This window comes from Dyella jiangningensis (genome assembly GCF_003264855.1).
GTDB lineage: Bacteria > Pseudomonadota > Gammaproteobacteria > Xanthomonadales > Rhodanobacteraceae > Dyella > Dyella jiangningensis_C.
The window spans coordinates 941,399-963,962 of sequence record NZ_NFZS01000001.1; the positions used below are offsets into that span (position 1 = coordinate 941,399).

Below are 22,564 nucleotides of genomic sequence, written 5' to 3' on the forward strand. Positions count from 1 at the left end.
AGGAGATGACCGTGCAGATCAAGCCGATTCTCTCCGCGTTGCGCCGCCACAAGGCGGGTACGTTCCTGATCGCGATGCAGATCGCGTTGACGCTGGCGATCGTGTGCAACGCGCTGTTCATCATCCAGCAGCGCCTGGCGCACCTGTCCGAACCCACGGGCCTGGACGAGCCCGACATCTTCGTGGTGCAGAACGAATGGGTGGGCCAGGCCAACGCCGAGCAGGTCGACGCGAAGATGCGCGAAGACGTCAGCGTGCTGCGCGCCTTGCCCGGCGTGCAGGACGCCACGACGAGCAATTCCTATCCGCTGCGTGGCGGCGGCTGGGACGACGGCATCAAGCTCACGCCCGACCAGCTGCAGGACACCTCCGGTGCGGCGATCTACTTTGGCGATGACCATTTCATCGAGACGCTGGGCATCAAGCTGATCGCCGGCCGCAACTTCCGCGCCGAGGAGATCACGTCGATGAACGTGCGCGATCGCCTGAGCCCGCCCGTGGTGATCGTCACCAAGGCGCTGGCCGACAAGCTGTTTCCCGGCGGCGATGCGGTCGGCAAGACGATCTACCTGGTGGGCGGGCCGACCACCATCGTCGGCGTGGTCCAGCTGCTGCAATCGCAAAGCGTGGACCGCTGGGCGGCTGCGTTCGCCTATCGCTCGGTGATCGTGCCCAAGCGCCTGGCGATCTCGCTGGGTGGCTGGTACATCGTGCGTGCGCGACCAGGCCAGCTGGATGCGGTCATGCGCGCGGCGCCCAAGGCACTGTTCGAGCACAACCCGCGTCGCGTGATCAACGACGACGATGGCGTGCTGAGCTTCAGCGAAGTGCGTTCGCGCGCCTACGAGCGTGATCGCGGCATGGCCATCCTGATGGGCGTGATCTGCGTGGTGCTGCTGGCCATCACCGCGGCGGGCATCGTGGGCCTCACCAGCTTCTGGGTGGGCCAGCGCCGCAAGCAGATCGGTGTGCGCCGTGCGCTGGGCGCGACGCGGCAGGACATCCTGCAGTACTTCATGACCGAGAACTTCCTGATCAGCTGCGGCGGCGTGGTGGTGGGCACCTTGCTCGCGGTGGCGATCAACCTGTGGCTGGTCACACGTTTCGAGATGCATCGCTTGTCGCTGGTGTACGTGCTGGTCGGCGTGGTGATCCTGTTGTTGCTTGGGCAGGGCGCGGTGTTGGCGCCGGCGATGCGCGCCTCGCGCGTGCCGCCGGTGGAAGCCACGCGGTCGGTGTGACCGCGCGGCATACGAGGGAAAGAGGGGAAGCCTATGTTCAGTTATTACCTGGATCTCGCGCTGCGCAGCCTGCGTCGCAATCGGGTCCTGACCGCGCTGATGGTGCTGGCCATCGCGCTGGGCATCGGCGCCAGCATGACCACGCTGACCGTGCTGCACGTGTTGTCGGGTGATCCGCTGCCCGGCTCCAGCGGCACGCTGTTCTATCCGCAGATCGATCCACGCGATATGGACGGCTATGAGCCGGACAAGGAGCCGCCGCGCCAGGTGACCTGGACGGACGGGCAGAACCTGATGCGCGCCAAGCGCGGCGATCGACAGGCATTGATGACCGGTGGCGCCGTGCCCGTGCAGCCTGCGCAGTCGAGCGTCGAACCGTTCTACAGCGACGCGCGCTACACCACCAGCGACTTCTTCCCGATGTTCAAGGTGCCGTTCCTCTACGGCCATGGCTGGAGTGCATCGGACGACGAAAGCAAGGCGCGCGTGGTGGTGATCACGCGTACGCTCAACGACAAGCTGTTCGGCGGCAAAGACAGCACCGGTCAGACCCTGCGCATGAAGGACCTCGCCTTCCAGGTGATCGGCGTGCTCGATACGTGGCGTCCGAATCCGCACTTCTACGATGTGTACATGGGCAACTATGCGGCCGCGGAAGACGTGTTCGTGCCGCTGTCGACCTCGCGCGATGCGCACTTCGACCACAACGGTTCCACCGATTGCTGGGGCACCGGCGGTGGCGACCAGGAGCATGCCGAGACCTCGCCCTGCGTGTGGCTGCAATTCTGGGTGCAGCTGGACAGCGCCGCCAAGGTCGCTGCCTACAAGGAATTCCTGGTGCATTACTCGCAGGACCAGAAGAGCCTCGGCCGCTTCGAACGTCCGCCGAACGTGCGTCTGCCCGACCTGATGGCATGGCTGGACATCAACAAGGTCGTGCCGGGTGATGTTCGCCTGCAGACCTGGCTGGCCTTTGGTTTCCTGCTGGTGTGCCTGGTCAATACGGTGGGACTGATGCTGGCGAAATTCCTGCGCCGCGCCGGTGAACTCGGCGTGCGTCGCGCGCTGGGCGCATCGAAGCGCGAAGTATTTGCGCAGTTGCTGGTGGAGTCGGGCGTGATCGGCCTGGCAGGCGCCATCGGCGGGTTGCTGCTGGCCTTCCTCGGCCTGTGGCTGGTGCGGCTGCAGCCGTCCAGCTACGCATCGCTGGCCCATCTCGACCTGAAGATGCTGTTGATCACCTTCGTGCTGGCCATCGGTTCCACCTTGCTGGCGGGCCTGCTGCCGGCATGGCGAGCGTGCCAGATCACCCCCGCGCTGCAACTCAAGAGCCAGTGAGGAAGAGGCCCTAACCATGGAAATCCTGCCCATCCTTTCCACGTTGCGCCGCCACAAGATCACCGCGTTCCTGGTGATCATCGAGATCGCGCTCACCTGCGCCATCGTGTGCAATGCGGTGTTCATCATCAATCAGCGGCTGGACCGCATGAACATGCCGAGCGGCGTGGACGAGCACCGGCTCGTGCACATCGGGCTGGCGGACATCGGCGTGACCAAGGACCAGAAGGCGCGCACCGCCGAGGACATCGCCGCCTTGCGGCAGATCCCCGGCGTGGCCGAGGTGGCCTCGCTGAACCAGGTGCCGTTCGGCAATTCCTCGTCCAACGGGGGCATCAAGCTCGACCCCAAGCAGAACCTGTCCACGCTCAATGCCACCATGTATTCCGGCGAGAACCTGGTGCGCGGACTGGGGCTGCAGCTGGTCGCGGGCCGCGAGCTGCAGCCCGACGATTACATGGACTCCGACGTCGTGATGCGTGCGGTGCACGAGCGCGACACCAAGTCGATTCCCCATGTGATCATGATCACCGAGAACATGGCGCAGCGTTTGTGGCCGGGGCAGCAGGCGCTCGGCAAGCAGATCTATCTGTCCGATATCCCGCTGACGGTGGTGGGCGTCGTGAAGGAGCTGGTGCGGCCGTCCATCTGGGACGACTCGGCCAAGAGCTACAGCATGATCCTGCCTATGCGTGAAGCCCAGGGCGAGTACATGATCCGCACCAAGACGCCGCAGGACCGCGATCGCGTGCTGGCGGCGGCGCTGACCAAGCTCAAGGAAATCAATCCGCATCGCGTGGTGCTGAAGAAGCACACCTTCGACGACATGCGCCACGACTTCTTCCAGAACGACCGCGCCATGGCCGGCCTGCTGGTGGGCGTGTGCGTGGCGCTGCTGGTGGTGACCGCATTGGGCATCGTCGGCCTGGGCAGCTTCTGGGTGGCGCAGCGCCGGCGGCAGATCGGCGTGCGCCGCGCGCTGGGCGCCACGCGCAGCAACATCCTGCGTTACTTCCAGACCGAGAACTTCCTGCTTGCCACCATCGGCATCGCGCTAGGCATGGTGCTGGCCTACGGCATCAACCTGCTGCTGATGGTGCATTACGAGCTGCCGCGGCTGCCGGCGATCTACTTCCCGGTGGGGGCGCTCCTGCTGTGGGTGATCGGACAGCTGGCCGTGCTCGGCCCGGCCATGCGCGCGGCAGCGGTACCGCCGGTGGTGGCGACGCGGTCGGTGTGATCCACCGGCCGCACGGAGTAGGAAAGACAAGGAGCGCAGTGGATGTTCGTTTATTACCTTGACCTGGCGTTTCGCAGCCTGCGTCGCAACACGATGCTCACGGCCCTGATGGTGCTGGCCATCGCCGTGGGCATCGGCGCGAGCATGACAACGCTGACGGTGACGCATCTGTTGTCCGGCGATCCTTTGCCGGGCCGCAGCCAACACATCTTCTATCCGCAGGTGGATCCCGATCCGAAGCGCACGGATGACAAGGAGCCCTACGACAAGCTCGACTATCAGTCGGCGGTGGACCTGTGGAGCGCGCATCGCGCGGACCGTCAGGCCATCGTCGTCGACAGCCGGCTGAAACTCAGCGATCCCGCCAGCGGCGCGCCGCCGATCATGGCGATGATGCTGTCCACCACGGCGGACTTCTTTCCGATGTTCGACGTGCCCTTCCAATACGGTGCGGGATGGAGTGCGCAGGACGATGCGTCGCGCGCACGCGTCGCCGTGATCAGCGCCGATCTCAACCAGAAACTGTTCGCCGGCGCCAACAGCGTCGGCCGCACGCTGCGCCTGCGCAACAGCGACGTGCGCATCGTCGGCGTACTCAAGCCATGGCGGCCGTCGCCGCAGTTCTACATGGTCGCGGGCGGCCGCTTCGCCAACGGCGACACCGCCGATTACTACAGCAAGACCGAAGACGTCATCACGCCGTTCTTCACCGGCCTGGACATCAACGACGGCAGCTTCTGGCAGTTCACCTGCTGGAGCCTGCCCGCCCGCACGGGCCATCTGCAGGATGCGCCCTGTGTGTGGCTGGGCCTGTGGGTACAGCTCGACAACGCGGCCAAGGTCGCCGGCTACCGTCGCTTCGTCGCCGACTATGCGGCACAGCAGAAATCGCTGGGCCGCTTCACGCATGCGGGCAATGCGCGCATGCGCAGCCTGATGGAGTGGCTGGATTTCAACGGCGTGGTGCCATCGGATGTGCGCCTGCAGACCTGGCTGTCGTTTGCGTTCCTCACCATCTGCCTGTTCAACACGGTCGGCCTGCTGCTGGCGAAGTTCCTGCGCCGCAGTGGCGAGATCGGCGTGCGACGCGCGCTCGGTGCGAGCCGTGCCGCGGTGTTCGCGCAATGCATGGTGGAGTCGGCGGTGATCGGGTTGATCGGCGGCCTGTTTGGCTTGCTGCTGACGCTGCTGGGCTTGTGGCTGGTGCGCCAGCAACCGGTGGCCTATGCGGACCTCGCACGGCTGGACGTGCCGATGTTCCTGCTCACCTTCGCGCTTGCCGTGGGCACCAGCGTGCTGGCCGGCGTGCTTCCTGCGTTGCGCGCCTGCCGCGTGGCGCCGGCGTGGCAGTTGAAGACCCTGTGAGGAGCCGATAATGGATTTTGCCCCGATCCTCGCCGCGTTGCGCCGTCATCGCACGGCGACCCTGGTCATCGCGCTGGAAATCGCGTTGGCTTGCGCCGTGCTGTGCAATGCATGTTTCCTCATTGCGTCGCGCATCGGCCTGATGCAGATCGAAAGTGGCGTGGACGAATCCTCGCTCGCCCTGGTCAAGCTCGATTGCGACGACTGCAACAGCAGCGATCTCAATGCGCGGGTGATGGCGGCACTGCGCGCCGTGCCTGGCGTGCAGTCAGTGGCCGCGGTCAACACGCTGCCGTTCGGCGAGCGCGCCGGCGACAACGGCGTCACCATCGATCGTGAGCATTACGTTGCTGTGCCTCATTTCTATCTCGGTGGACCTGGCGCAGCCGAGACGCTCGGTTTGCATCTCGCGGAAGGCCAGCCCTTCCAACCGGAAGATTTCCGCACGGGCGATGTCTGGGTGCCGGCCGATACGCCGGTGTGGATCAGCCGCACGCTGGCCGAGAAGTTGTGGCCAGGGCAATCCGCTTTGGGCAAGGAATTTTGGGTCACCGACAAGTTCCATTTCCGCGTGGTCGGCGTGCTGGCACACCTGGTGCGGCCCGACCCCGGCGGAACGCGTGGCAGCGGTGCCGCGGAATGGTCGGTGTTCGCACCGATGGCGCCGGGCAAGGTGTTGAATGGCAGCTACGCGATTCGCGCCGCGCCCGCCGACCTTCCACGCGTATTGCGCGAGGCACGCGAGGCAGCACAGAAGGCGGCGCCCGAAGCGGTGCTCGACCTGACGCAAAGCCGCACGGTGTCCGACCTTCGCAGCGATTTCTTTCGACCCAGTCGCAGCATGGCTGGCATGCTGGTGGGCGTGATCGTGGCGCTGCTGCTGGTGACGGCGCTGGGCATCGTCGGCCTCGCGAGTTTCTGGGTGCAGCAGCGGCGCAAGCAGATCGGCATCCGCCGCGCCATTGGTGCGACGCGGCAGGACATCCTGCGCTACTTCCAGACCGAGAACTTCCTCATCGTCACCGGCGGCATCGCCGTCGGCCTGGCCATGGCCGTCGTGCTCAATGCCGTGCTGATGAAGTTCTATGAATTGCCCCGGTTGCCGGTGGCCTACCTGCCCATCAGCGCGGTGGTGCTGTGGCTGCTGGGCCAGCTCGCCGTGCTGGGCCCGGCCTTGCGCGCGGCGGCGGTGCCGCCGGTGGTAGCCACGCGCTCGGTGTAGCCTGAACGACCAGACATGCGCTTCGGCACGGGCACGGCGTTGCGTCCCGTGCAGAATAGGCACCTCTCCACCCAAGGGATCAACCCATGAAGATCGGACCGCGAATGCTCGTGATGGGCGTGCTGTCGGTGGCCTGCGCCGCCTCGGTGCAAGCCGCCACGGCGGATGTGCCCACCCGCGTGAAGGCCCTTAACGGTCTGCTCGCCGAGCAGTGGCAGCACACGCTGGAAAACTCGCCGGAGTTCGCCACGATCCTTGGCGACCTGCGCTACAACGACCGCTGGAGCGACGCCTCGCTGGCCAACCAGCAGGCCGAATACAACAAGACCAAGGATTTCCTCAGCCGCTTCCAGGCCATCGACACCACCGGCTTTTCGGAAGAAGACAAGCTCAACCAGCAGCTGATGGTCCGCCAGCTGCAGGATTCGCTGAAAGCGCACGACCTGAAGATCGACGAGATGCCGCTGGAGCAGATGAGCGGCGTGCACCTGCGCCTGGCCGGCTTCGTCAGCTCGATTCCGTTCAACACCACCAAGGAGTACGACGATTACCTGGCGCGCCTGAAGGCGGTGCCGAAGCTGCTCGACCAGGTGACCGAGGTCGCACGCCAGGGCATGAAGGACGGCATGATGCCGCCCAAGTACCTGCTGGATAAGGTGGTGGTGCAGATCGACAGCATCGCCAAGCCCGCCGGCATGGACAGCGTGTTCGCCGAGCCGCTGAAGCACTTCCCCAAGTCGGTGTCCGCGGCCGACCAGAAGCGCCTGCATGACGCCATCCTCGCCGCGATCGACCAGCAGGTGCGTCCGGCCTACCAGAAGCTCGGCCAGTTCGTGGCCAAGGATTACGCGCCGCACGGCCGCACCGAGCCGGGCGTGTGGCAGCTGCCCAACGGCGATGCGATCTATCGCTTCCAGGCCGAGCAGATGACCACCACCAAGGAAACGCCGGAGCGCATCCACGAGATCGGCCTGTCCGAGGTGAAGCGCATCGAAGGCGAGATGACCGCCATCGCCAAGTCGCAGGGCTTCAAGGACCTGGCCAGCTTCCGCGAATCGCTGAAGACCAACCCCAAGACCCACGCGACCTCGCGCGAGGACATCCTCAACCGCTATCGCACCTACATCGCCGGCATGCAGCCGGAGCTGCCCAAGCTGTTCGGCCTGCTGCCCAAGACCCAGGTGCAGGTGGTGCCGGTGGAAGCCTTCCGCGAGAAGGAAGCCGCCGCCGCCGAGTACCAGCAGGGCACGCCGGACGGTTCGCGTCCGGGCAAGGTATTCGTCAACACGGGTGACTTCGCCAACCGCAGCGTGCTGACCATCGAGTCCACCGCCTACCACGAAGGCGTGCCGGGCCATCACATGCAGATCTCGATCGCGCAGACGCTGCCGGGCCTGCCGCCGTTCCGCCAGCAGGCGGGCTACAACGCCTACATCGAAGGCTGGGCGCTGTATGCCGAGCGCCTGGGCAAGGACATCGGCTTCTACAAGGACCCTCTGTCCGACTACGGCCGCCTCTCCGACGAACTGTTGCGTGCCGACCGCCTCGTGCTCGACACCGGCGTGCACTACAAGCACTGGTCGCGCCAGCAGATGGTGGACTTCTTCCACCAGCACTCCAGCGAGGATGAGCCGGACGTGCAGGCCGAAACCGACCGCTACATCACCTGGCCGGGCCAGGCGCTGGCCTACAAGATGGGCCAGCTGAAGATCCTGGAGCTGCGTGAGCGTGCCAAGAAGGAGCTGGGCGACAAGTTCGACATCCGCTCCTTCCACGATGAGATCCTGGGCGGCGGCGCACTGCCGCTGGACGTGCTGGAAGCGCGTACCGACGCCTGGATCGCCGACCTGAAGTCGGGCAAGGCACCGGCACATCCGGCCAAGGGCTGAACCCGCTCTGCTTCCTCTCCCCTCCGGGCGACCCGAAGGTAGTCCCGTGGGAGAGAGGATTGAGGTGAGGGGCGGGTGCTCGCGATAGGGTCGAGACGGAGCCCGCCTCGATCCCACCATCCCGCAAGATTGGCCCCTCACCCCAGTGGGGAGAGGGAGCCAATTCAGGCTTTCGAGACGAATTCATCGAAAGATGGCAACCTTTTGGCGTGGAGCTGCATCCACGCCTACATGTGCAAGCGACGAATGCGAACCGTACTGATCATCGACGACAACCCGGCCGTGGGCGAGGCGCTCTCGCTGGCGCTGTCCCTGCATGAAATCCGCCCGCTGATCGCGCTGACGCCCGAGCAAGGCCTGGAGATGCTGGAGCGCGACCGTGTCGACGTGGTGATCCAGGATATGAACTTCACCGCCGACACCACCTCGGGCGAGGAGGGCATCGCGCTGTTTCGTGCGATCCGCCAGCGCCATGCGGACCTGCCGGTGATCCTGCTCACCGCCTGGACGCACCTGGAAACCGCGGTGGAACTGGTGAAGGCCGGTGCTGCCGACTATCTCGCCAAGCCGTGGGACGACGCCAAGCTGCTGGCCACGGTGGAAAACCTGCTGGAGCTGTCCGAATCCACGCGCGAAGTGACGCGCGCCCGCAACGAGCGTCGCAAGCGTCGTGAAGACCTGCAGCGTCGCTACGACCTCGACAGCCTCGTGTTTGCCTCCGAAGCGATGGCCCGCACGCTGGACCTCGCCTGCCAGGTGGCACGTTCGGATGTACCCGTGCTCATCACCGGTCCCAATGGCGCCGGCAAGGAGCGCATTGCGGCCATCGTCCACGCCAACTCGGCGGTGAAGCGCGGTGCGTTCATCGCGGTCAACTGCGGCGCGTTGCCGGGCGAGCTGATCGAAGCCGAGCTGTTCGGCGCCGAAGCCGGCGCGTACACCGGCGCCAACAAGGCGCGTGAAGGTCGTTTCGAGATGGCCGATGGCGGCACGCTGTTCCTGGACGAAATCGGCAACCTGCCGCTGTCGGGCCAGGTGAAGCTGCTACGCGTGCTGGAAACGGGACAATTCGAACGCCTGGGCTCGGGCCGCACGCGTCATGTGAAGGTGCGCGTGCTGAGCGCGACCAACGCCGACCTCAAGGCGATGATCCGCGCGGGCACCTTCCGCGAAGACCTGTATTACCGACTCAACGTCATCGAAGTGAACCTGCCGCCGCTGGCCGAGCGCGTGGACGACATCCTGCCGCTGGCCGATCACTTCCTGGGCGGCCGCGCCGAACTCACCGAAGCCGCGCGCGAATCGCTGCTGGCCTATCCCTGGCCGGGCAACGTGCGCGAGCTGAAGAACGCCATCGAGCGCGCCGCACTGCTGGCCGGCGACGGCCGCATCACGCCCGAGCAGCTCAACCTGCCGCAGATGGCGCCCGCCGCCAACCGCAACCTCGACGAACCGAGCCGCGAGTCGGTGGAGGCTGCGCTGGAGCATGCCGGTGGCGTCGTAAGCCGCGCCGCGCAGGCCCTGGGCCTCTCGCGCCAGGCGCTGTACCGCCGCATGGAACGCTACGGCCTCGCGCAGGCGTCATAACCGTCCCGCCCTCCATTGTGGGGACATATCGTTGTAGGAGCGCACCCTGTGCGCGACCGCGGCGCTGCGGTGTATCCACCATGTCCGGCTGTCGCGATAACTGCTCCGCTCCGTCGGCTGTCGCGCACAGGGTGCGCTCCCACAGTTGGGGAATGGCGCCTCCCATCCGTCATGATTGCCGTCGCACGGCAGGCCGAGGATGATGTGCCCTGTGCCGATGGAGTCCGCACCATGCGCTATCGACATCTGCTGCTCGTGACCAGTCTGCTGTGCGCCAGCGCGGCAGCGCAGGACGTTGCACCGCCGAGCGATCGCTGGAGCACGCCGCCCGCCGCGGCAAGCACCGCGAACAGCGGCTACCACGATGCACTCAGCACGGCGGCCGAGCAGGCCCAGCATTTCAACTTCAGCCATCAGCCCGCCAGGGACAAGGCACCGCCGGACCAGTCGCCGATCCGCGTGATCATCAACAACGGTCACGGACCCCACGTCAATTGCGTGCCGATGGGAGCCGGTACGTGCCATTGATGCCGTTTCATTTCAAGGAAATCCGTTGATGCTGCGTGGCCTGCGATCGCTCGAATCGCGCATGGTGCTGTTGCTCGGTTTTGCCGGGCTGTCCGGGGCGCTGGTTTTTGCCGGCGTCACGCAATGGCCCTTGCCCCAACTGCTGGTCTGGCTGAAGCACGACCTGGGCATCAACCTGGGTGCGCCGGCGCATTTCGGCTTCTATAGCGCGCTGGTCATCTCGGTGGCCTTCCTGTTGCCGGTGTCGCTATGGCTCGGTCACTACGTGATGGCGCCGGTCACCAAGCTGCTGCGCGCACTCGAAGGCGCCGTGGCCAGCTATCGCGACGGCGATTTCAGCTTCTCCATTGCCGCGACGCGACGTGACGAACTCGGCGAGTTGATCCGCATGCACAACGCGCTGGGCCAGACCTTGCGCGAGCAGCGACAGAACCTCGCGCAGCGCGAACTGCTGCTCGATACGGTGGTGCAGAACACGCCGGTCGCGCTGGTGCTCACCGATGCGAGCGGACGCGTGACCTATGCCAATATCGCGGCGCGCCATCTGTTCAACGAAGGCCGCACGCTGCACGGGCTCAGCTTCATCGAGTTGCTGAGCGACAGCCCCGAGGCACTGCGGCGCGCCGTCGAGGGGGGCGAGGATGCCCTGCTCACCGTGGAGATGGATGGCGGCGAAGAGACCTTCCATCTCTCCCAGCGCAGCTTCCGCCTGCAGGGGCGCCCGCATCGCCTGCAGCTGTTCCGGCGCATGACGCGCGAGCTGTCGCGCCAGGAAGTGGCGACGTGGAAGCGCGTGATCCGCGTGATCAGCCACGAGCTCAACAATTCGCTGGCGCCGATTTCCTCGCTGGCGCATTCGGGTGCCGAGCTGGCGCGACGTGGCGACACCACGCGACTGCCTGGCGTGTTTGCCACCATCGGCGAGCGTGCACGGCATCTGCACGGCTTCATCGCCGGCTATGCCAGCTTCGCCAAGCTGCCCGCACCGCAGCCGGTGGCCATCGCGTGGCAGCCGTTCCTCGATGGCCTGTCGCTGCATTGCAAATTCCAGCTGCGCGGGTCCATTCCGGAACAGCCGGGCTGGTTCGATGCGGGGCAGATCGAGCAGGTGCTGATCAACCTGATCAAGAACGCGCACGAGTCGGGCAGCGCGGACGATGGGGTCTCGCTGTCGCTGGCCGCCATCGGTCGCGACATGCGCATCGAAGTGGCCGATCGCGGCCCGGGCATGAGCGAAACGGTGCTGGCGCAGGCGCTGCTGCCGTTCTATTCCACCAAGCGCTCGGGCACTGGCCTGGGCCTGGCGCTGGCGCGCGAGATCGTCGAGGCGCATGGCGGACGTATCGCGCTGGCGAACCGCGAAGAGGGCGGCCTGCGGGTCAGCCTGATGCTTCCCTTGGGGCGCTGAGCCGTTATTCCCGGCGACGCAGCTCGCCTATACTCCGAAGAGTTTTCATGGATCGGGAGACAGGGCCGTGGGTCAGCTTTTTGCGTTGGTAGTCGTCGTTGTCGCGGTGATCGTGCTCGCCAAACTGGTGCGCATCGTGCCGCAGGGTTACGAATGGACCGTGGAGCGCTTTGGTCGCTACACGCGCACGCTGTCGCCGGGCCTGCATTTCCTGATGCCCTTCATCTACGGCATCGGCCGCAAGATGAACATGATGGAACAGGTGCTGGACGTGCCGTCGCAGGACGTCATCACCAAGGACAACGCCGTGGTGCGCGTGGACGGCGTGGTGTTCTACCAGGTGCTGGACGCCGCCAAGGCCGCGTACGAAGTGGCCAACCTCGAGCAGGCCGCGCTGGCGCTGGTGATGACCAACATCCGTACCGTGCTCGGCTCGATGGACCTGGACGAATCGCTGAGCCAGCGCGACGCCATCAACGCCAAGCTGCTCACCGTGGTGGACGAGGCCACGCATCCGTGGGGCGTCAAGGTCAATCGCATCGAGATCAAGGACATTGCGCCGCCGCGCGACCTGGTCGATTCGATGGCACGCCAGATGAAGGCCGAGCGCGAGAAGCGCGCCAACATCCTGGAGGCCGAAGGCTTCCGCCAGGCCGCGGTGCTCAAGGCCGATGGCGAAAAGCAGTCGGCGATCCTGGCAGCCGAAGGCAAGAAGGAAGCCGCGTTCCGCGAAGCCGAGGCGCGCATCCGCCTGGCCGAGGCCGAGGCGCAGGCGACCAAGCTGGTGTCGGACGCGATCGCCAACGGCAACATCAATGCGCTGAACTACTTTGTCGCCAACAAGTACGTCGAGGCGCTGAAGGAAATGGCCAACTCGCCCAACCAGAAGATGCTGCTCTTGCCGATGGAAGCCACCGGCATCCTTGGTTCGCTGGCGGGAATCGCCGAGCTGGCGAAGGAGTCGCTGGGCCAGCAACAGGGCGACACGCGCCGCGTGCCGCCACCGGTGCGTTGAGCGGAGCCGCATGATGGAACAGGTCGCGTTGCACTACTGGTGGTGGATCCTCGCCCTGGTGCTGATCGCCGTCGAGGTGATCCTGCCGGGCTACTTCATGCTGTGGATAGGCATCGCGGCCGGTGTCACCGGGCTGGTCGTGCTGGTGTTGCCAGGCTTGTCCGCACTGGCCCAGGCGGTGTCGTTCGCCGTGCTGGCCTTTCTCTCCTGTGCCGCCTATTGGTACTGGCTGCGTCCGCGGCTGATGCACGACGAGCCGGGCAGTGCGCAGCTCAATCGCCGTGGCGAACAGAAGATCGGCCAGCGCTACGTATTGGCCGAGCCGATCGTCAACGGGCGCGGCAAGGCGAAGGTTGGCGACAGCCTCTGGTTGGTACGTGGCCCGGACCTGCCGGTGGGCAGCATGGTGGAGGTCGTGGGCGTCGACGGCACCACCTTGCTGGTGCGGGCCATCGACTGAGTCACCTCAGATCACGTGTAGGAGCGCACCCAGTGCGCGATAAGCCAACGGAGAGGTGAAGCCGACCCGCTGCGGTCGCGCACTGGGTGCGCTCCTACAGGAGGCGGTTTTCGTCTCTTCACCTGGCCGACACGTGCCACGCCTGAATTTGCTCCTCGTACCCCTTCAGCGCTAGCGTGGCCCCATGCGTATCGCCTACCGAGCCGAAAGCCTCATCGACGCCCACCTGATGAAGGACGCGTTGGAGCGCGCGGAGATTCCCGCCTTCGTTTCCGGCGAATACCTCACCGGCGGCGTGGGCCAGCTGCCGGCACTGGACTACGTCGCGGTGTTGGTGCCCGAAGCGAGTCTCGCCGCGGCGGAACGGGTGGTGCGCGAAGTGGAGCGCGACCTGTCCGAGGCACGGCTGGCGCTAAACGATCCCGACGAGGATCCGGACGCACCACAGCCGGCGTTCGGCTGAGTTTTTCGTCGGTGCGGACGTTATCCTGAGCGGTGAACAGCGCCGCCGCGCGCGGACATCGGAGTCGTCCTTGGCTATTTCCCTGCAACAGATCGAATCGCTGATCCGCGCCGTGCCGGATTTTCCGAAGCCGGGCGTGGTGTTCCGCGACATCACCCCGCTGCTCGCCGATGCCGGCGGTTTCGCCCGCTGCATTGATGCGTTGGCCGAGCCCTGGCAGGGCAGCGGCGTGCAGGCGGTGTGTGGCATCGAATCGCGTGGTTTCATTTTCGGTGCCGCGCTGGCGCAGAAGCTGCACGCCGGTTTCGTGCCGTTGCGCAAGCCCGGCAAGCTGCCGCCTCCGGTGGTACACATCGACTACGAGCTCGAATACGGCGTCGACAGGCTGGAGGCGCGCAACGATGCCTTGCACGCGAACGAGCGCGTGCTGATCGTCGATGACGTGCTGGCTACCGGCGGCACCATGGCCGCGGCACGTGCGCTGGTGGAGAGGCTTGGTGCGAAGCTGGTAGGCGCGAGCGTGGTGATCGAGCTGGCGGCGCTGCAGGGCCGCGCGCGTTGGCGGGATGACGGTGCGATGTTGCAGGCGTTGCTGCGTTATTGAGTCCCCGTTCGTTGTAGGAGCGCACCCAGTGCGCGACCGCAGCGCATCGGTGGTATGGCTCCGTAGGCTTTCGCGCACTGGGTGCGCTCCTACAGGAAAAGCGATTTCGCGCTTCGGCAAGCTGCTACGCCCTCTGTTGTAGGAGCGCACCCAGTGCGCGACCGTGGCGCATCGGTGGCATGGCTTCGTAGGCTTGTCGCGCACAGGGTGCGCTCCCACAGGAAAAGCGATTTCACGCTTCGGCAAGCTGCTACGCGCTCTGTTGTAGGAGCGCACCAAGTGCGCGACCGCGGCGCATCGGTGGTGTGGCTGCGTAGGCTTGTCGCGCACAGGGTGAGTGATTGCCGGGTTCTTGCGGTCCGGGCTCCGTAGGCTTTCGCGCACTGGGTGCGCTCCTACAGGGGGTGGCTATGGCGTCGCCGGCGCAATGCTCTCCACATACACCAGCTCGCACGCGCCATTGCCGGTGTCGTCGCGCGTCATCGATGTATGCCAGTGCCAGCCATCGGGGCGGCTTGCGTCGACCAGGAAGCCTTCGAGATGGATGACCTCGCCGGTGCGCACGCGTTCGAGTTCGCGGCGCACGGTGTCGTCGGCGGGAATCATGTGCATGTTGGCGCTGGAGGTTTCGATTTCGCGGCGCGGGATCGGAAAGTGATCGACGTGCCAGTGATAGAAACGGTTCTCCTGGCTGATGGTGATGTCCTTCAGCACGTCGCTGTCGGACATGCGGCCCCAGCCCAGCGCAAGGTCGACCGGCGCCAGGCTGGCACCGGCGTCCAGGTGATAGTCCTCACGCGACAACACCCGTGCCGTCAGCGCGAAATGCGCGCGTGTGCGCAGCATGACGTCGCCACGCTGCAAGGACGCGCCATCGTCGAGATCGATCTGCTCGGGCACGCCGGCAGCCAGCATGCCGGGTGAGGGCGCGAGCGGGCGATGGCGCCACCAGTGGGCAGCGCCCAGCGCCACGATCAGCGCCACGGCGATCAGCAGGAAGCGTTGCATGCGGCGGTCAGCGTCCGCGCTTGGCCGGCTTGGCTTCCGCCACGTCCGGCTGCAGCAGGTCGGGCGGCAGGCTGCGGATCACTTCCGCAAAGCGGCTGAGGAACGGCGCCATCGACGAACTCTTGCGCCACACCAGGGCGATGCGCCGGCTCGGCGGATGGCCGGCGAATTCCAGCAGATGCACGTTGTCGGTGCGCGCTACCGGTGGCTTGATCGCCAGTGTCGGCAGCAGCGTGATACCGACGTTCGCCGCCACCATCTGGCGCAGCGTTTCCAGGCTGGTGGCGCGGAAACCCGAGCGTTCGCCGGCGCCTGCCAGCTGGCAGACTTCCAACGCCTGGTCGCGCATGCAGTGGCCGTCTTCCAGCAGCAGCAGGCTTTCGTCTTCGAGATCGTCCAGCTTCAGGCGCTTCTGCTTGTGCGCGAGCGGATGCTCCTCCGGCACGGCGAGCACGAACGGTTCCTCGAACAGGAACTCCGTGTGCAGGCTGTCTTCGTGCAAGGGCAGGGCGAGGATGCCCACGTCCAGCGAGCCCTCGCGCAGCATGCGGATCACCTGCTCGGTCTTCTCCTCCACCAGCAGCAGCTCCAGCCGCGGAAACTGCTTGCGCACCAGCGGCACCAGATGCGGCAGCAGGTAAGGGCCAAGCGTAGGGAAAATGCCCAGCCGCAGCGTTCCCGACTCCGGATCGCGGGTGCGTTGCGCGATGGCCTTGATCTCGTCGATCTCCGACAGCACGCCCCGCGCGCGACGGGCGATCTCGCGGCCGGTTTCGGTGAGCAGCACCTTGCGAGGCGTGCGTTCCACCAGCGCGACACCCAGCTCGTCTTCCAGCTTCTTGATCTGCGTGGACAGCGTCGGCTGGCTCACGAAGCTGGCCTCGGCGGCACGGCCGAAGTGCCGATGCTCGGCAAGGGCGACGAGATAGTGCAGGTCGCGCAGGTTCATCAGGCATCCACCCATTTCATAGGCTATATCTATGATTGTGGTGGCTTCCATCGGTGATAACAATAGTCGGCTCCGCCCGAAAAAAAAGCCCCGGCGCGAACGCCAGGGCCTCGGGGGACAACAAGGGAGAGCGCTTACGGGGCGATGAAGCTGCCCAGCAGGGTGACCTTGTTGAAGTCGGCCACGCCCACCACGCGGATGTAGTACGTGCCGGCGGTCGGCGTGCTGATCACCACCGACTCGCTGTTGCCCGGCTTCACCGACTTGTAGGTGGCGTCGGAGCCGTCCAACGCGGGCGCGGTGCCCACCTTCACGAACAGCGAGACATCGCCGGTGCCGCCGAGCGTGCGCAGGTTGAGGCTGCGTGCGCCGGCCGGAACGTCGAGTGCGTACAACAGGGTGTCGCTGGCGCTGCCCGTAAGGCCAGTCACCGGCGTGCCATTGATCAGCTGCACGGCGGTCGGATCGGTCGTGGCCGGGTTGGAGGCCTTCACCACTGCGGCGTAGGCATCCACGATGCCGGCGCCGATGGTCTGGTCGGGCTTGCTCGGGAACGCGCGTGCCGTACCGATCAGCACGCTGCGCACCTGCGCAGGCGTCAGCGGTGCCAGGCCCAGCGTCTTGCGTGCGCTGGCCATCAGCGCAACCACGCCCGACACGTGCGGCGTGGCCTGCGAGGTGCCCGCCATGCCGCCGTAGCCTTCGGCCACCGGTGCATGCGTGCCGGTGTTGATGGTCGACCACACGAAGCCGGCATCGACGATGGTGCCGCTGCTGGCGTCGTTCGCGTAACCGCCGCCACCCGGTGCCGACACCGTGATGCCGGTGCCGTAGTTGGAATAGAACGCGCGCTTGCCGGTGATGCCGTTGGAAGCCACGGTGATGACGCCGGGGCAGCTCGCGGGCGAGAAGTAGGCGGAATCGCTGTTGCTGTTGCCGGCGGCGACCACCACGGTCACGCCGCGGCTGATTGCGCCCGCGATCGCCGAGCCCGTTGCGTCGTCCGCCGTGCAGCTGCCTTCGCCGCCCAGGCTCATGCTGACGACCTGCACGGGCGTGGTGTTGTCAGGCACGCCATCCACGTGACCGCCCGAGGCCCAGGTGATCGCGTCGGCAATGTCGGAGGTATAGCCGCCGCAATGGCCGAGCACGCGCACCGGCAGCACGCGCGCCTTGTTGGCGACGCCGGCGAAGCCGAGGTTGTTGTTGGTCAGTTCGGCGATGGTGCCGGCCACGTGGGTGCCGTGCCAGCTGCTGTCTTCCGCCTGCGAGGCGTCCACGCAACCCGTCGTGGGATCGGTGTAGACCGGATCGGTCGTCCAGTCGCCCAGATCCCAGCCGCCCGGCACGCGCGAGTTGTCGGCGCGACCGGACACGAACGCATCGCTGATGAAGTCGTAGCCCGATGCGGCCAGCGACATGTCCAGATCCGAGTGCTGCGTGATGCCGGTATCGAGCACGGCCACGGTGATGCCCGTGCCGTCGGCGAGATTCCATGCGTTGGCGACATTCGCGCCGCCGCGGTTGGCGAACGACGTGGTGTCGCGGCCGATGGTTTCCATCGTGCCGTCGCCGGCGCGCATGTGCCACTGGTAGGTCGCGTACTTCGGGTCGTTCGGCACCACCGGCGTGACGGCGGTCTTGTGCATCATCACGTCTGGCTGGACGCTGAGCACGGCCGGATCGGCGGCGAGCTGCTGCATCAGCGCATTGGCTTCCTGCTGGCTCAGCTTGCGGCTGGTGCGCACCAGTTCCGCGCCGGTGCCGAGCTTGCGCTGATAGGTGACCGGCGTGGACTGCGTGCGCGTGGCGGCGAGCTTGACGCCGGCGCGCGTGAGTGCGGCGGCCACGTTCTGCACGACGGCGGCGTGGTTGGCGCGCTCGGTGGTGCCGGAGCGATAGGTGACGATGAAGCGGTCATGTGTTGCGTTGACGGACGTCACGTTGATCGTGGTCTTCGCCACGGGTGCCGTCGTGTTCGCGGCAAACGCCACGGATATGGACATCGACAGCGCGGCGACCAGCGCGGAGCGCCGGATAAGGCAGACATAGGACATGCGTTGTTCCCCGGATGATGAAGGTTGAAACGAAGAGGGCGGCCCTTCGACTCCCCGCGAAAGGCCGCCAGTGGTCGTCACCAGCCGAAGCTGACGCCGACCGTGCCGCTGGATTCGCCGCCTCCTGCGACGGTGCCGCCCACGATCACGGCGCCATTGCCCGGCAGGCTGTGCGCGTAACCCACGGCGAGCGCGCCCTGGCCGTGGTATCCGCCCACGGCTGCGCTGACGCGGTTGTCGGTGCCTGGCGCGGCGGCAATCGCGCCGGCCATGCCGGCCATGGCCGAGCCCATCGCGCCGACGCGATCCAGGCGCGTGTTGACCGTGTGGAACTGGTCGTTCACCTGGTCCTTGAAGGCGTTGAAGTCGCTGGTGCTCACGCCGCTGGCGAGCTTGCTGTCGGTGTACGCCTTGGCGCTGCTGAGCGTGGCCTGGTCGCCGGCATCGGCATAGGTCTTGGCCGTCTGCAGCGCTTCGTCCACCTGGCCTACGTTCGCCGCGTCGGTCGCCGCCGTGCCCCTGGCCACATTGGTGATCTGGCGTTCCGCACCCGCACTGCCGACCGACACGGTATTGGCGCGATCAGCCACGGAGTTGGCGCCCAGCGCGACGCTGTTGGTCGCATTCGCGGTGACGGATGCCCCCTGGCCGACGGCCGTGCCGGAAGCAGCGCTCACATTCGAATCGGCGCCGACGGCTACCGCGTTGGTTGCGCTGGCTGCGATGGTGGCGTTGTTGCCCACCGCCGTGCTGCCATCCGCACCGATCACCGCGCCGTTGCCGATGGCGGTATCGCGGCCGTCGGTCGCCACGCTGCCGTGGCCCACCGCCAGGCCGTTGCCGGTGCCTGCTTCCAGCTGGCCGTTGCCGGCCATGCCGTTCACCTGGTTGGTCAGGTTGGTGATGTTGCTGATGGCGCCGCTCATCGCGCTGTCGAGCGCACCTAGTGCATCGCCGACGTTGGCATAGGTGGAACCCTGGATCAGGTACGCCGGCGCCGTGAAGCCATTCGTGCCGTACGACGCGCCACCGCCGAGCATCTGCGCGATGCCGCCGCCGAGGCTGTCCATCGTGCCGCCCAGGTTGCCGTTCATGCCGGACAGCGCCTGGTTGAGCTGCGCGACGTTGACGGCGTCGGTGTCTTCGCTGCCGGCGGCGACGTTGGTGATCTGGCGATTGATCGCCGAGTGGGTGACGCCAGCCGCGTCCTGCCAGTCGGCCGATGCACCGACCGACACGGTGTTCGCACGATCCGCCAGCGAGCCAGCGCCGAGCGCGACGCTGTTGGTGGCGTCCTTGGTGGTCCACGCGTTGCTGCCGAGCACGGTGGCGTTCACCGCCTGCGCGTAGCTGTTGTAGCCGGCGACGGTGGCGCCGTCTTCCGTGGCCCACGCTTCGGAGCCGAGCGCGGTGGTGTAGTCGGCGTTGCTGGTCGAGTTGCCGTCGATGCCGGCGAGCGCGTTCACGCCGACCGACGTGCTGTTGGCGCCACTGGCGTTGGTGCCTGCGCCCACGGCGGTGCCGTAAGCGCCCGACGCATTCGCGCCGCCGCCGAAGAAGCCGGAGATGCTGCCCACGGCGGTACTCGACTGGCCGGTGGCCGACGACTCCGCACCCACCGCCGTGGCATAGCCGCCATTGGCGTAGGCGTTGGAACCGAGTGCGGTGCTTTCCCACGCGGCGGCATAGGCGCCCACGCCGAACGCGCTCGCTTGCCATGCACCCGCCAACGAGAAACCACCCACCGCCGTGGAGAACGGCCCATCCGTTTCCGCGTGGAAGCCGATGGAAACCGCGTAGGCGCCATTGGTGATGCTGCCATTGCCCACGGCCACGCCGGCCGCGCCGTTGTTGACGGCGTTCGCGCCCACGGCGACACCGGCACCATAGTCCTGCGCGTTGCTGCCGATCGCCGTTGCCTGGTCCGTATCGGCCACGCTGTTACTGCCGATCGCCGTCGATTGCACGCCATTGGCCTGCGCGTTCTCACCGAAAGCTGCGGAATGGTCGCCCAGTGCCAGCGCGCCATAACCCGTCGCAGTGCCGAACTCGCCCAGACTCACCGCACCGGTGCCGACGGCAGTGCCGCCAGTGGCGTAGGTCGCCGCGCCCGAACCTGCAGCCAGCGACAGGTCACCGCTGGCAATCGCGTCATCACTGCCATCGCCCGTGCCCGACACCTGCAGGTAATGGCTGGCCGTGCCCGCAACCTGGTTGAGCTGCGCGACATTGACGGCGTCGGTGTCTGCCGTGCCGGCGGCGACGTTGGTGATCTGGCGGCTGATCGCCGGATGGATCACGCCGGCGGCATCCTGCCAGTCAGCCGCTGCACCGACCGACACACTGTTCGCGCGATCGGCCAGTGAGCCGGCGCCGAGCGCCACGCTGTTGGTGGCGTCCTTGGTCGTCCACGCATTGCTGCCGAGCACCGCGGAATTCACCGCCTGCGCGTAGCTGTTGTAGCCCACGACGGTGGCGCCGTCTTCGGTGGCCCACGCTTCGGTGCCCAGTGCGGTGGTGTAGTCGCCGTGGGTGAGGCTGTTGGCATCGGCGCCGGCCATCGAGCCCGCGCCCAGCGCGGTGCCGCTGTTGCCGGTCGCGACGGCAGCACTCCACGACGCGCTGGAAACTCCACCGATCGCCGTGCTGTCCGCACCCGAGGCATACGCGCCCTGGCCCACGGCCGTGGCGGAGTTGGTGCCGATCAGGTTGCCATTGGTGTCATAGATATTGGCGCCCGCCAAGGCGCCGTTGCCGATTGCGGTCGAGCCGCCGGCCGCATTGGCGCCGGTGCCCATCGCCGCCGAACCCGCATCCGCGGTGGCGCCGGCACCGACGGCCAGCGAGTTGAAGCTCTGCGCCCACGCGCCGCTGCCGATCGCGGTGCTCTGCCAACCGTCGGCGGCCGCAAACGTGCCGAAGGCCGAACCGCCGGGTCCATTGGTTTCCGCACCCGCACCCACGGCTACGCTGAAGGCGCCATTGGCCTGCGCGCCGTTGCCGATGGCGGTGCCCAGGGCGGCGTTGTTGATGGCGTTGTAACCGATGGCGATGCCGCCGTTGTACGACTGGCTGTTCGCGCCGATGGCGGTGCCGCTGTCGTTCTGGACAAGACTGTTGCTGCCGATGGCGACGCTGGAGACGCCCGCGGACTGCGCGTTCTCGCCAAAGACGCTGGAATGGTCGCCGGTGGCGACCGCGCCATAACCCGTGGCGGTGCTGAACTCGCCGATCGCGTTGGCGCCGTTGCCGAGCGCGGTCGCGCCGGTGGCCAGCGCGAAGCTGCCGCCACCCACGGCCGTGCTGTAGTCGGCCTGCGCGTAGCTCTGGTTGCCCACGGCGGTGGACTGCACGCCGGTGGCGTTGCTGCTGTTGCCGAGCGCGACGCTCTGGTCGGCGAGGGCCAGGCTGTCCGCGCCCACGGCGGTAGAGGCCGTGCCCAAGGCGAGGCTGCGTGCGCCCATCGCCACGCTGTCATCGCCCGCCGCCATGGCTGAGGCGCCCGCGGCGGTGGCGGTGTTGCCCACCGCCGCGACGTCGTCGCTGCCATCGTTCAGGCCGGTGCCCACGAAATAGCCGGAGCCCACCGGGACATTGCCGGAGGCCGGCGCAACCGAGGTGGACAGTGCGGCGATCCACGGCACGGTGCCGAAGGCGGTGGCACCGGCTCCCGCTGCCTGGGCCGCCATGGGGGCGGCAATGCTCAGGCCGCAAGCCAGCGCGGCACGCAGGCGACGATTCACGCGCCCCTTGCCATTGGCCTTGGCCCATTCAGAGGCAACGACGAGCTGCTGGAGCGACTTGCTCCAGATCTTGCTGTGGATCTTGTTCACGCTTCACTCCCCGGTGATGGTTGAAGCAGCTGCCGTCTGCTCAGGCGGCTGCATTCGCGGCGTTTCAGCATCGCGGGCAATCCCCATTGCCCGTTGGCGATGCATGGACGTCTAGACGTCGAACGTCAGGAAATCGTCGGAGCGAAGATTCGGTAGGCGAGGGTGTGGAGTCACGCACGTTTCTCCACGCGAGCTTGCAGTGAGTTTTGCAAGATCACGCAAACTCACCATTGCTCACGGCGCCGACACATGCGACAACTGTCGGGGGAGCAGTCAGGTCGGGGGCTAGTGTGGTCAAACAGGCATGGCGAGCCATCGGAGCATGGCTCTCAGGGGTTCCACTGTCTGATCCGGTCG

Annotated in this window: 16 protein-coding genes and 1 pseudogene; 13 read left to right on the forward strand and 4 right to left on the reverse strand. The window is 66.6% G+C overall.

Annotated elements, in window-relative coordinates; translation table 11 throughout:
- Positions 1-5 precede the first annotated feature (5 nt).
- The 13 genes from CA260_RS04105 (at position 6) to CA260_RS04165 (ending at position 14,360) form a co-directional block, all read left to right on the forward strand.
- Entirely contained in the window at positions 6-1,241 is a 1,236-nt protein-coding gene (locus tag CA260_RS04105) for an ABC transporter permease (protein WP_111981146.1), read from the forward strand.
- 33 nt (positions 1,242-1,274) lie between these two features.
- Positions 1,275-2,579, forward strand: coding sequence for an ABC transporter permease (locus CA260_RS04110; RefSeq protein WP_111981147.1), 1,305 nt, complete (start codon positions 1,275-1,277; stop codon positions 2,577-2,579).
- Between the two features lie 16 nt (positions 2,580-2,595).
- A complete protein-coding gene (locus CA260_RS04115; protein ID WP_111981148.1) occupies positions 2,596-3,819 on the forward strand; it encodes an ABC transporter permease in 1,224 nt (407 codons plus the stop codon).
- A gap of 42 nt (positions 3,820-3,861) precedes the next feature.
- Complete coding sequence (locus tag CA260_RS04120; protein ID WP_111981149.1) at positions 3,862-5,184, forward strand: ABC transporter permease; 1,323 nt, start codon at positions 3,862-3,864, stop codon at positions 5,182-5,184.
- Between the two features lie 10 nt (positions 5,185-5,194).
- Positions 5,195-6,406, forward strand: a complete 1,212-nt coding sequence (locus CA260_RS04125) for an ABC transporter permease (RefSeq protein ID WP_111981150.1) — start codon at positions 5,195-5,197, stop codon at positions 6,404-6,406.
- A gap of 86 nt (positions 6,407-6,492) precedes the next feature.
- Entirely contained in the window at positions 6,493-8,295 is a 1,803-nt protein-coding gene (locus tag CA260_RS04130; RefSeq protein ID WP_111981151.1) for a DUF885 domain-containing protein, read from the forward strand.
- A 246-nt stretch (positions 8,296-8,541) separates the two neighbouring features.
- Positions 8,542-9,882, forward strand: coding sequence for a sigma-54-dependent transcriptional regulator (locus tag CA260_RS04135; protein WP_111981152.1), 1,341 nt, complete (start codon positions 8,542-8,544; stop codon positions 9,880-9,882).
- 231 nt (positions 9,883-10,113) lie between these two features.
- Complete coding sequence (locus CA260_RS04140; protein ID WP_146745278.1) at positions 10,114-10,410, forward strand: hypothetical protein; 297 nt, start codon at positions 10,114-10,116, stop codon at positions 10,408-10,410.
- Positions 10,411-10,438: 28 nt separating this feature from the next.
- Complete coding sequence (locus CA260_RS04145) at positions 10,439-11,818, forward strand: sensor histidine kinase (RefSeq protein ID WP_111981154.1); 1,380 nt, start codon at positions 10,439-10,441, stop codon at positions 11,816-11,818.
- A 67-nt stretch (positions 11,819-11,885) separates the two neighbouring features.
- A complete protein-coding gene (locus tag CA260_RS04150) occupies positions 11,886-12,833 on the forward strand; it encodes an SPFH domain-containing protein (protein ID WP_111981155.1) in 948 nt (315 codons plus the stop codon).
- A 13-nt stretch (positions 12,834-12,846) separates the two neighbouring features.
- Positions 12,847-13,293, forward strand: a complete 447-nt coding sequence (locus CA260_RS04155; RefSeq protein WP_111982995.1) for an NfeD family protein — start codon at positions 12,847-12,849, stop codon at positions 13,291-13,293.
- 184 nt (positions 13,294-13,477) lie between these two features.
- The gene (locus tag CA260_RS04160; protein ID WP_111981156.1) at positions 13,478-13,756 is read left to right on the forward strand and encodes a DUF2007 domain-containing protein; all 279 of its coding nucleotides are present in this window, start codon (positions 13,478-13,480) and stop codon (positions 13,754-13,756) included.
- Between the two features lie 70 nt (positions 13,757-13,826).
- Entirely contained in the window at positions 13,827-14,360 is a 534-nt protein-coding gene (locus CA260_RS04165) for an adenine phosphoribosyltransferase (protein ID WP_425479685.1), read from the forward strand.
- Positions 14,361-14,768: 408 nt separating this feature from the next.
- Here the strand turns inward: CA260_RS04165 and CA260_RS04170 are convergent, their stop codons facing one another.
- The 4 genes and pseudogenes from CA260_RS04170 to CA260_RS21070 all read right to left on the reverse strand — a co-directional run.
- Positions 14,769-15,368: a hypothetical protein gene (locus tag CA260_RS04170; RefSeq protein ID WP_111981157.1), complete on the reverse strand. Its 600-nt coding sequence runs from the start codon at positions 15,366-15,368 to the stop codon at positions 14,769-14,771.
- A gap of 7 nt (positions 15,369-15,375) precedes the next feature.
- Positions 15,376-16,317 (reverse strand): DNA-binding transcriptional regulator OxyR, encoded by a 942-nt coding sequence (oxyR, locus tag CA260_RS04175; RefSeq protein ID WP_111982997.1) that lies wholly within the window; start codon positions 16,315-16,317, stop codon positions 15,376-15,378.
- 134 nt (positions 16,318-16,451) lie between these two features.
- Positions 16,452-18,374 (reverse strand): S8 family serine peptidase, encoded by a 1,923-nt coding sequence (locus CA260_RS04180; RefSeq protein ID WP_111981158.1) that lies wholly within the window; start codon positions 18,372-18,374, stop codon positions 16,452-16,454.
- A gap of 77 nt (positions 18,375-18,451) precedes the next feature.
- Positions 18,452-22,192: pseudogene (locus CA260_RS21070) on the reverse strand (ESPR-type extended signal peptide-containing protein); the annotation flags it as partial.
- Positions 22,193-22,564 lie beyond the last annotated feature (372 nt).

What these genes read in the sequence shown, in the direction of transcription:
- CA260_RS04115 (WP_111981148.1), top strand. Translation starts at nt 2,596, where the DNA reads ATGGAAATCCTGCCCATCCTTTCCACGTTGCGCCGCCACAAGATCACC.
- CA260_RS04155 (WP_111982995.1), top strand. Translation starts at nt 12,847, where the DNA reads ATGGAACAGGTCGCGTTGCACTACTGGTGGTGGATCCTCGCCCTGGTG.
- CA260_RS04120 (WP_111981149.1), top strand. Translation starts at nt 3,862, where the DNA reads ATGTTCGTTTATTACCTTGACCTGGCGTTTCGCAGCCTGCGTCGCAAC.
- CA260_RS04125 (WP_111981150.1), top strand. Translation starts at nt 5,195, where the DNA reads ATGGATTTTGCCCCGATCCTCGCCGCGTTGCGCCGTCATCGCACGGCG.
- CA260_RS04145 (WP_111981154.1), top strand. Translation starts at nt 10,439, where the DNA reads ATGCTGCGTGGCCTGCGATCGCTCGAATCGCGCATGGTGCTGTTGCTC.
- CA260_RS04170 (WP_111981157.1), bottom strand. Translation starts at nt 15,368, where the DNA reads ATGCAACGCTTCCTGCTGATCGCCGTGGCGCTGATCGTGGCGCTGGGC.
- CA260_RS04135 (WP_111981152.1), top strand. Translation starts at nt 8,542, where the DNA reads ATGCGAACCGTACTGATCATCGACGACAACCCGGCCGTGGGCGAGGCG.
- CA260_RS04110 (WP_111981147.1), top strand. Translation starts at nt 1,275, where the DNA reads ATGTTCAGTTATTACCTGGATCTCGCGCTGCGCAGCCTGCGTCGCAAT.
- CA260_RS04180 (WP_111981158.1), bottom strand. Translation starts at nt 18,374, where the DNA reads ATGTCCTATGTCTGCCTTATCCGGCGCTCCGCGCTGGTCGCCGCGCTG.
- CA260_RS04140 (WP_146745278.1), top strand. Translation starts at nt 10,114, where the DNA reads ATGCGCTATCGACATCTGCTGCTCGTGACCAGTCTGCTGTGCGCCAGC.
- CA260_RS04130 (WP_111981151.1), top strand. Translation starts at nt 6,493, where the DNA reads ATGAAGATCGGACCGCGAATGCTCGTGATGGGCGTGCTGTCGGTGGCC.
- oxyR (WP_111982997.1), bottom strand. Translation starts at nt 16,317, where the DNA reads ATGAACCTGCGCGACCTGCACTATCTCGTCGCCCTTGCCGAGCATCGG.
- CA260_RS04105 (WP_111981146.1), top strand. Translation starts at nt 6, where the DNA reads ATGACCGTGCAGATCAAGCCGATTCTCTCCGCGTTGCGCCGCCACAAG.
- CA260_RS04160 (WP_111981156.1), top strand. Translation starts at nt 13,478, where the DNA reads ATGCGTATCGCCTACCGAGCCGAAAGCCTCATCGACGCCCACCTGATG.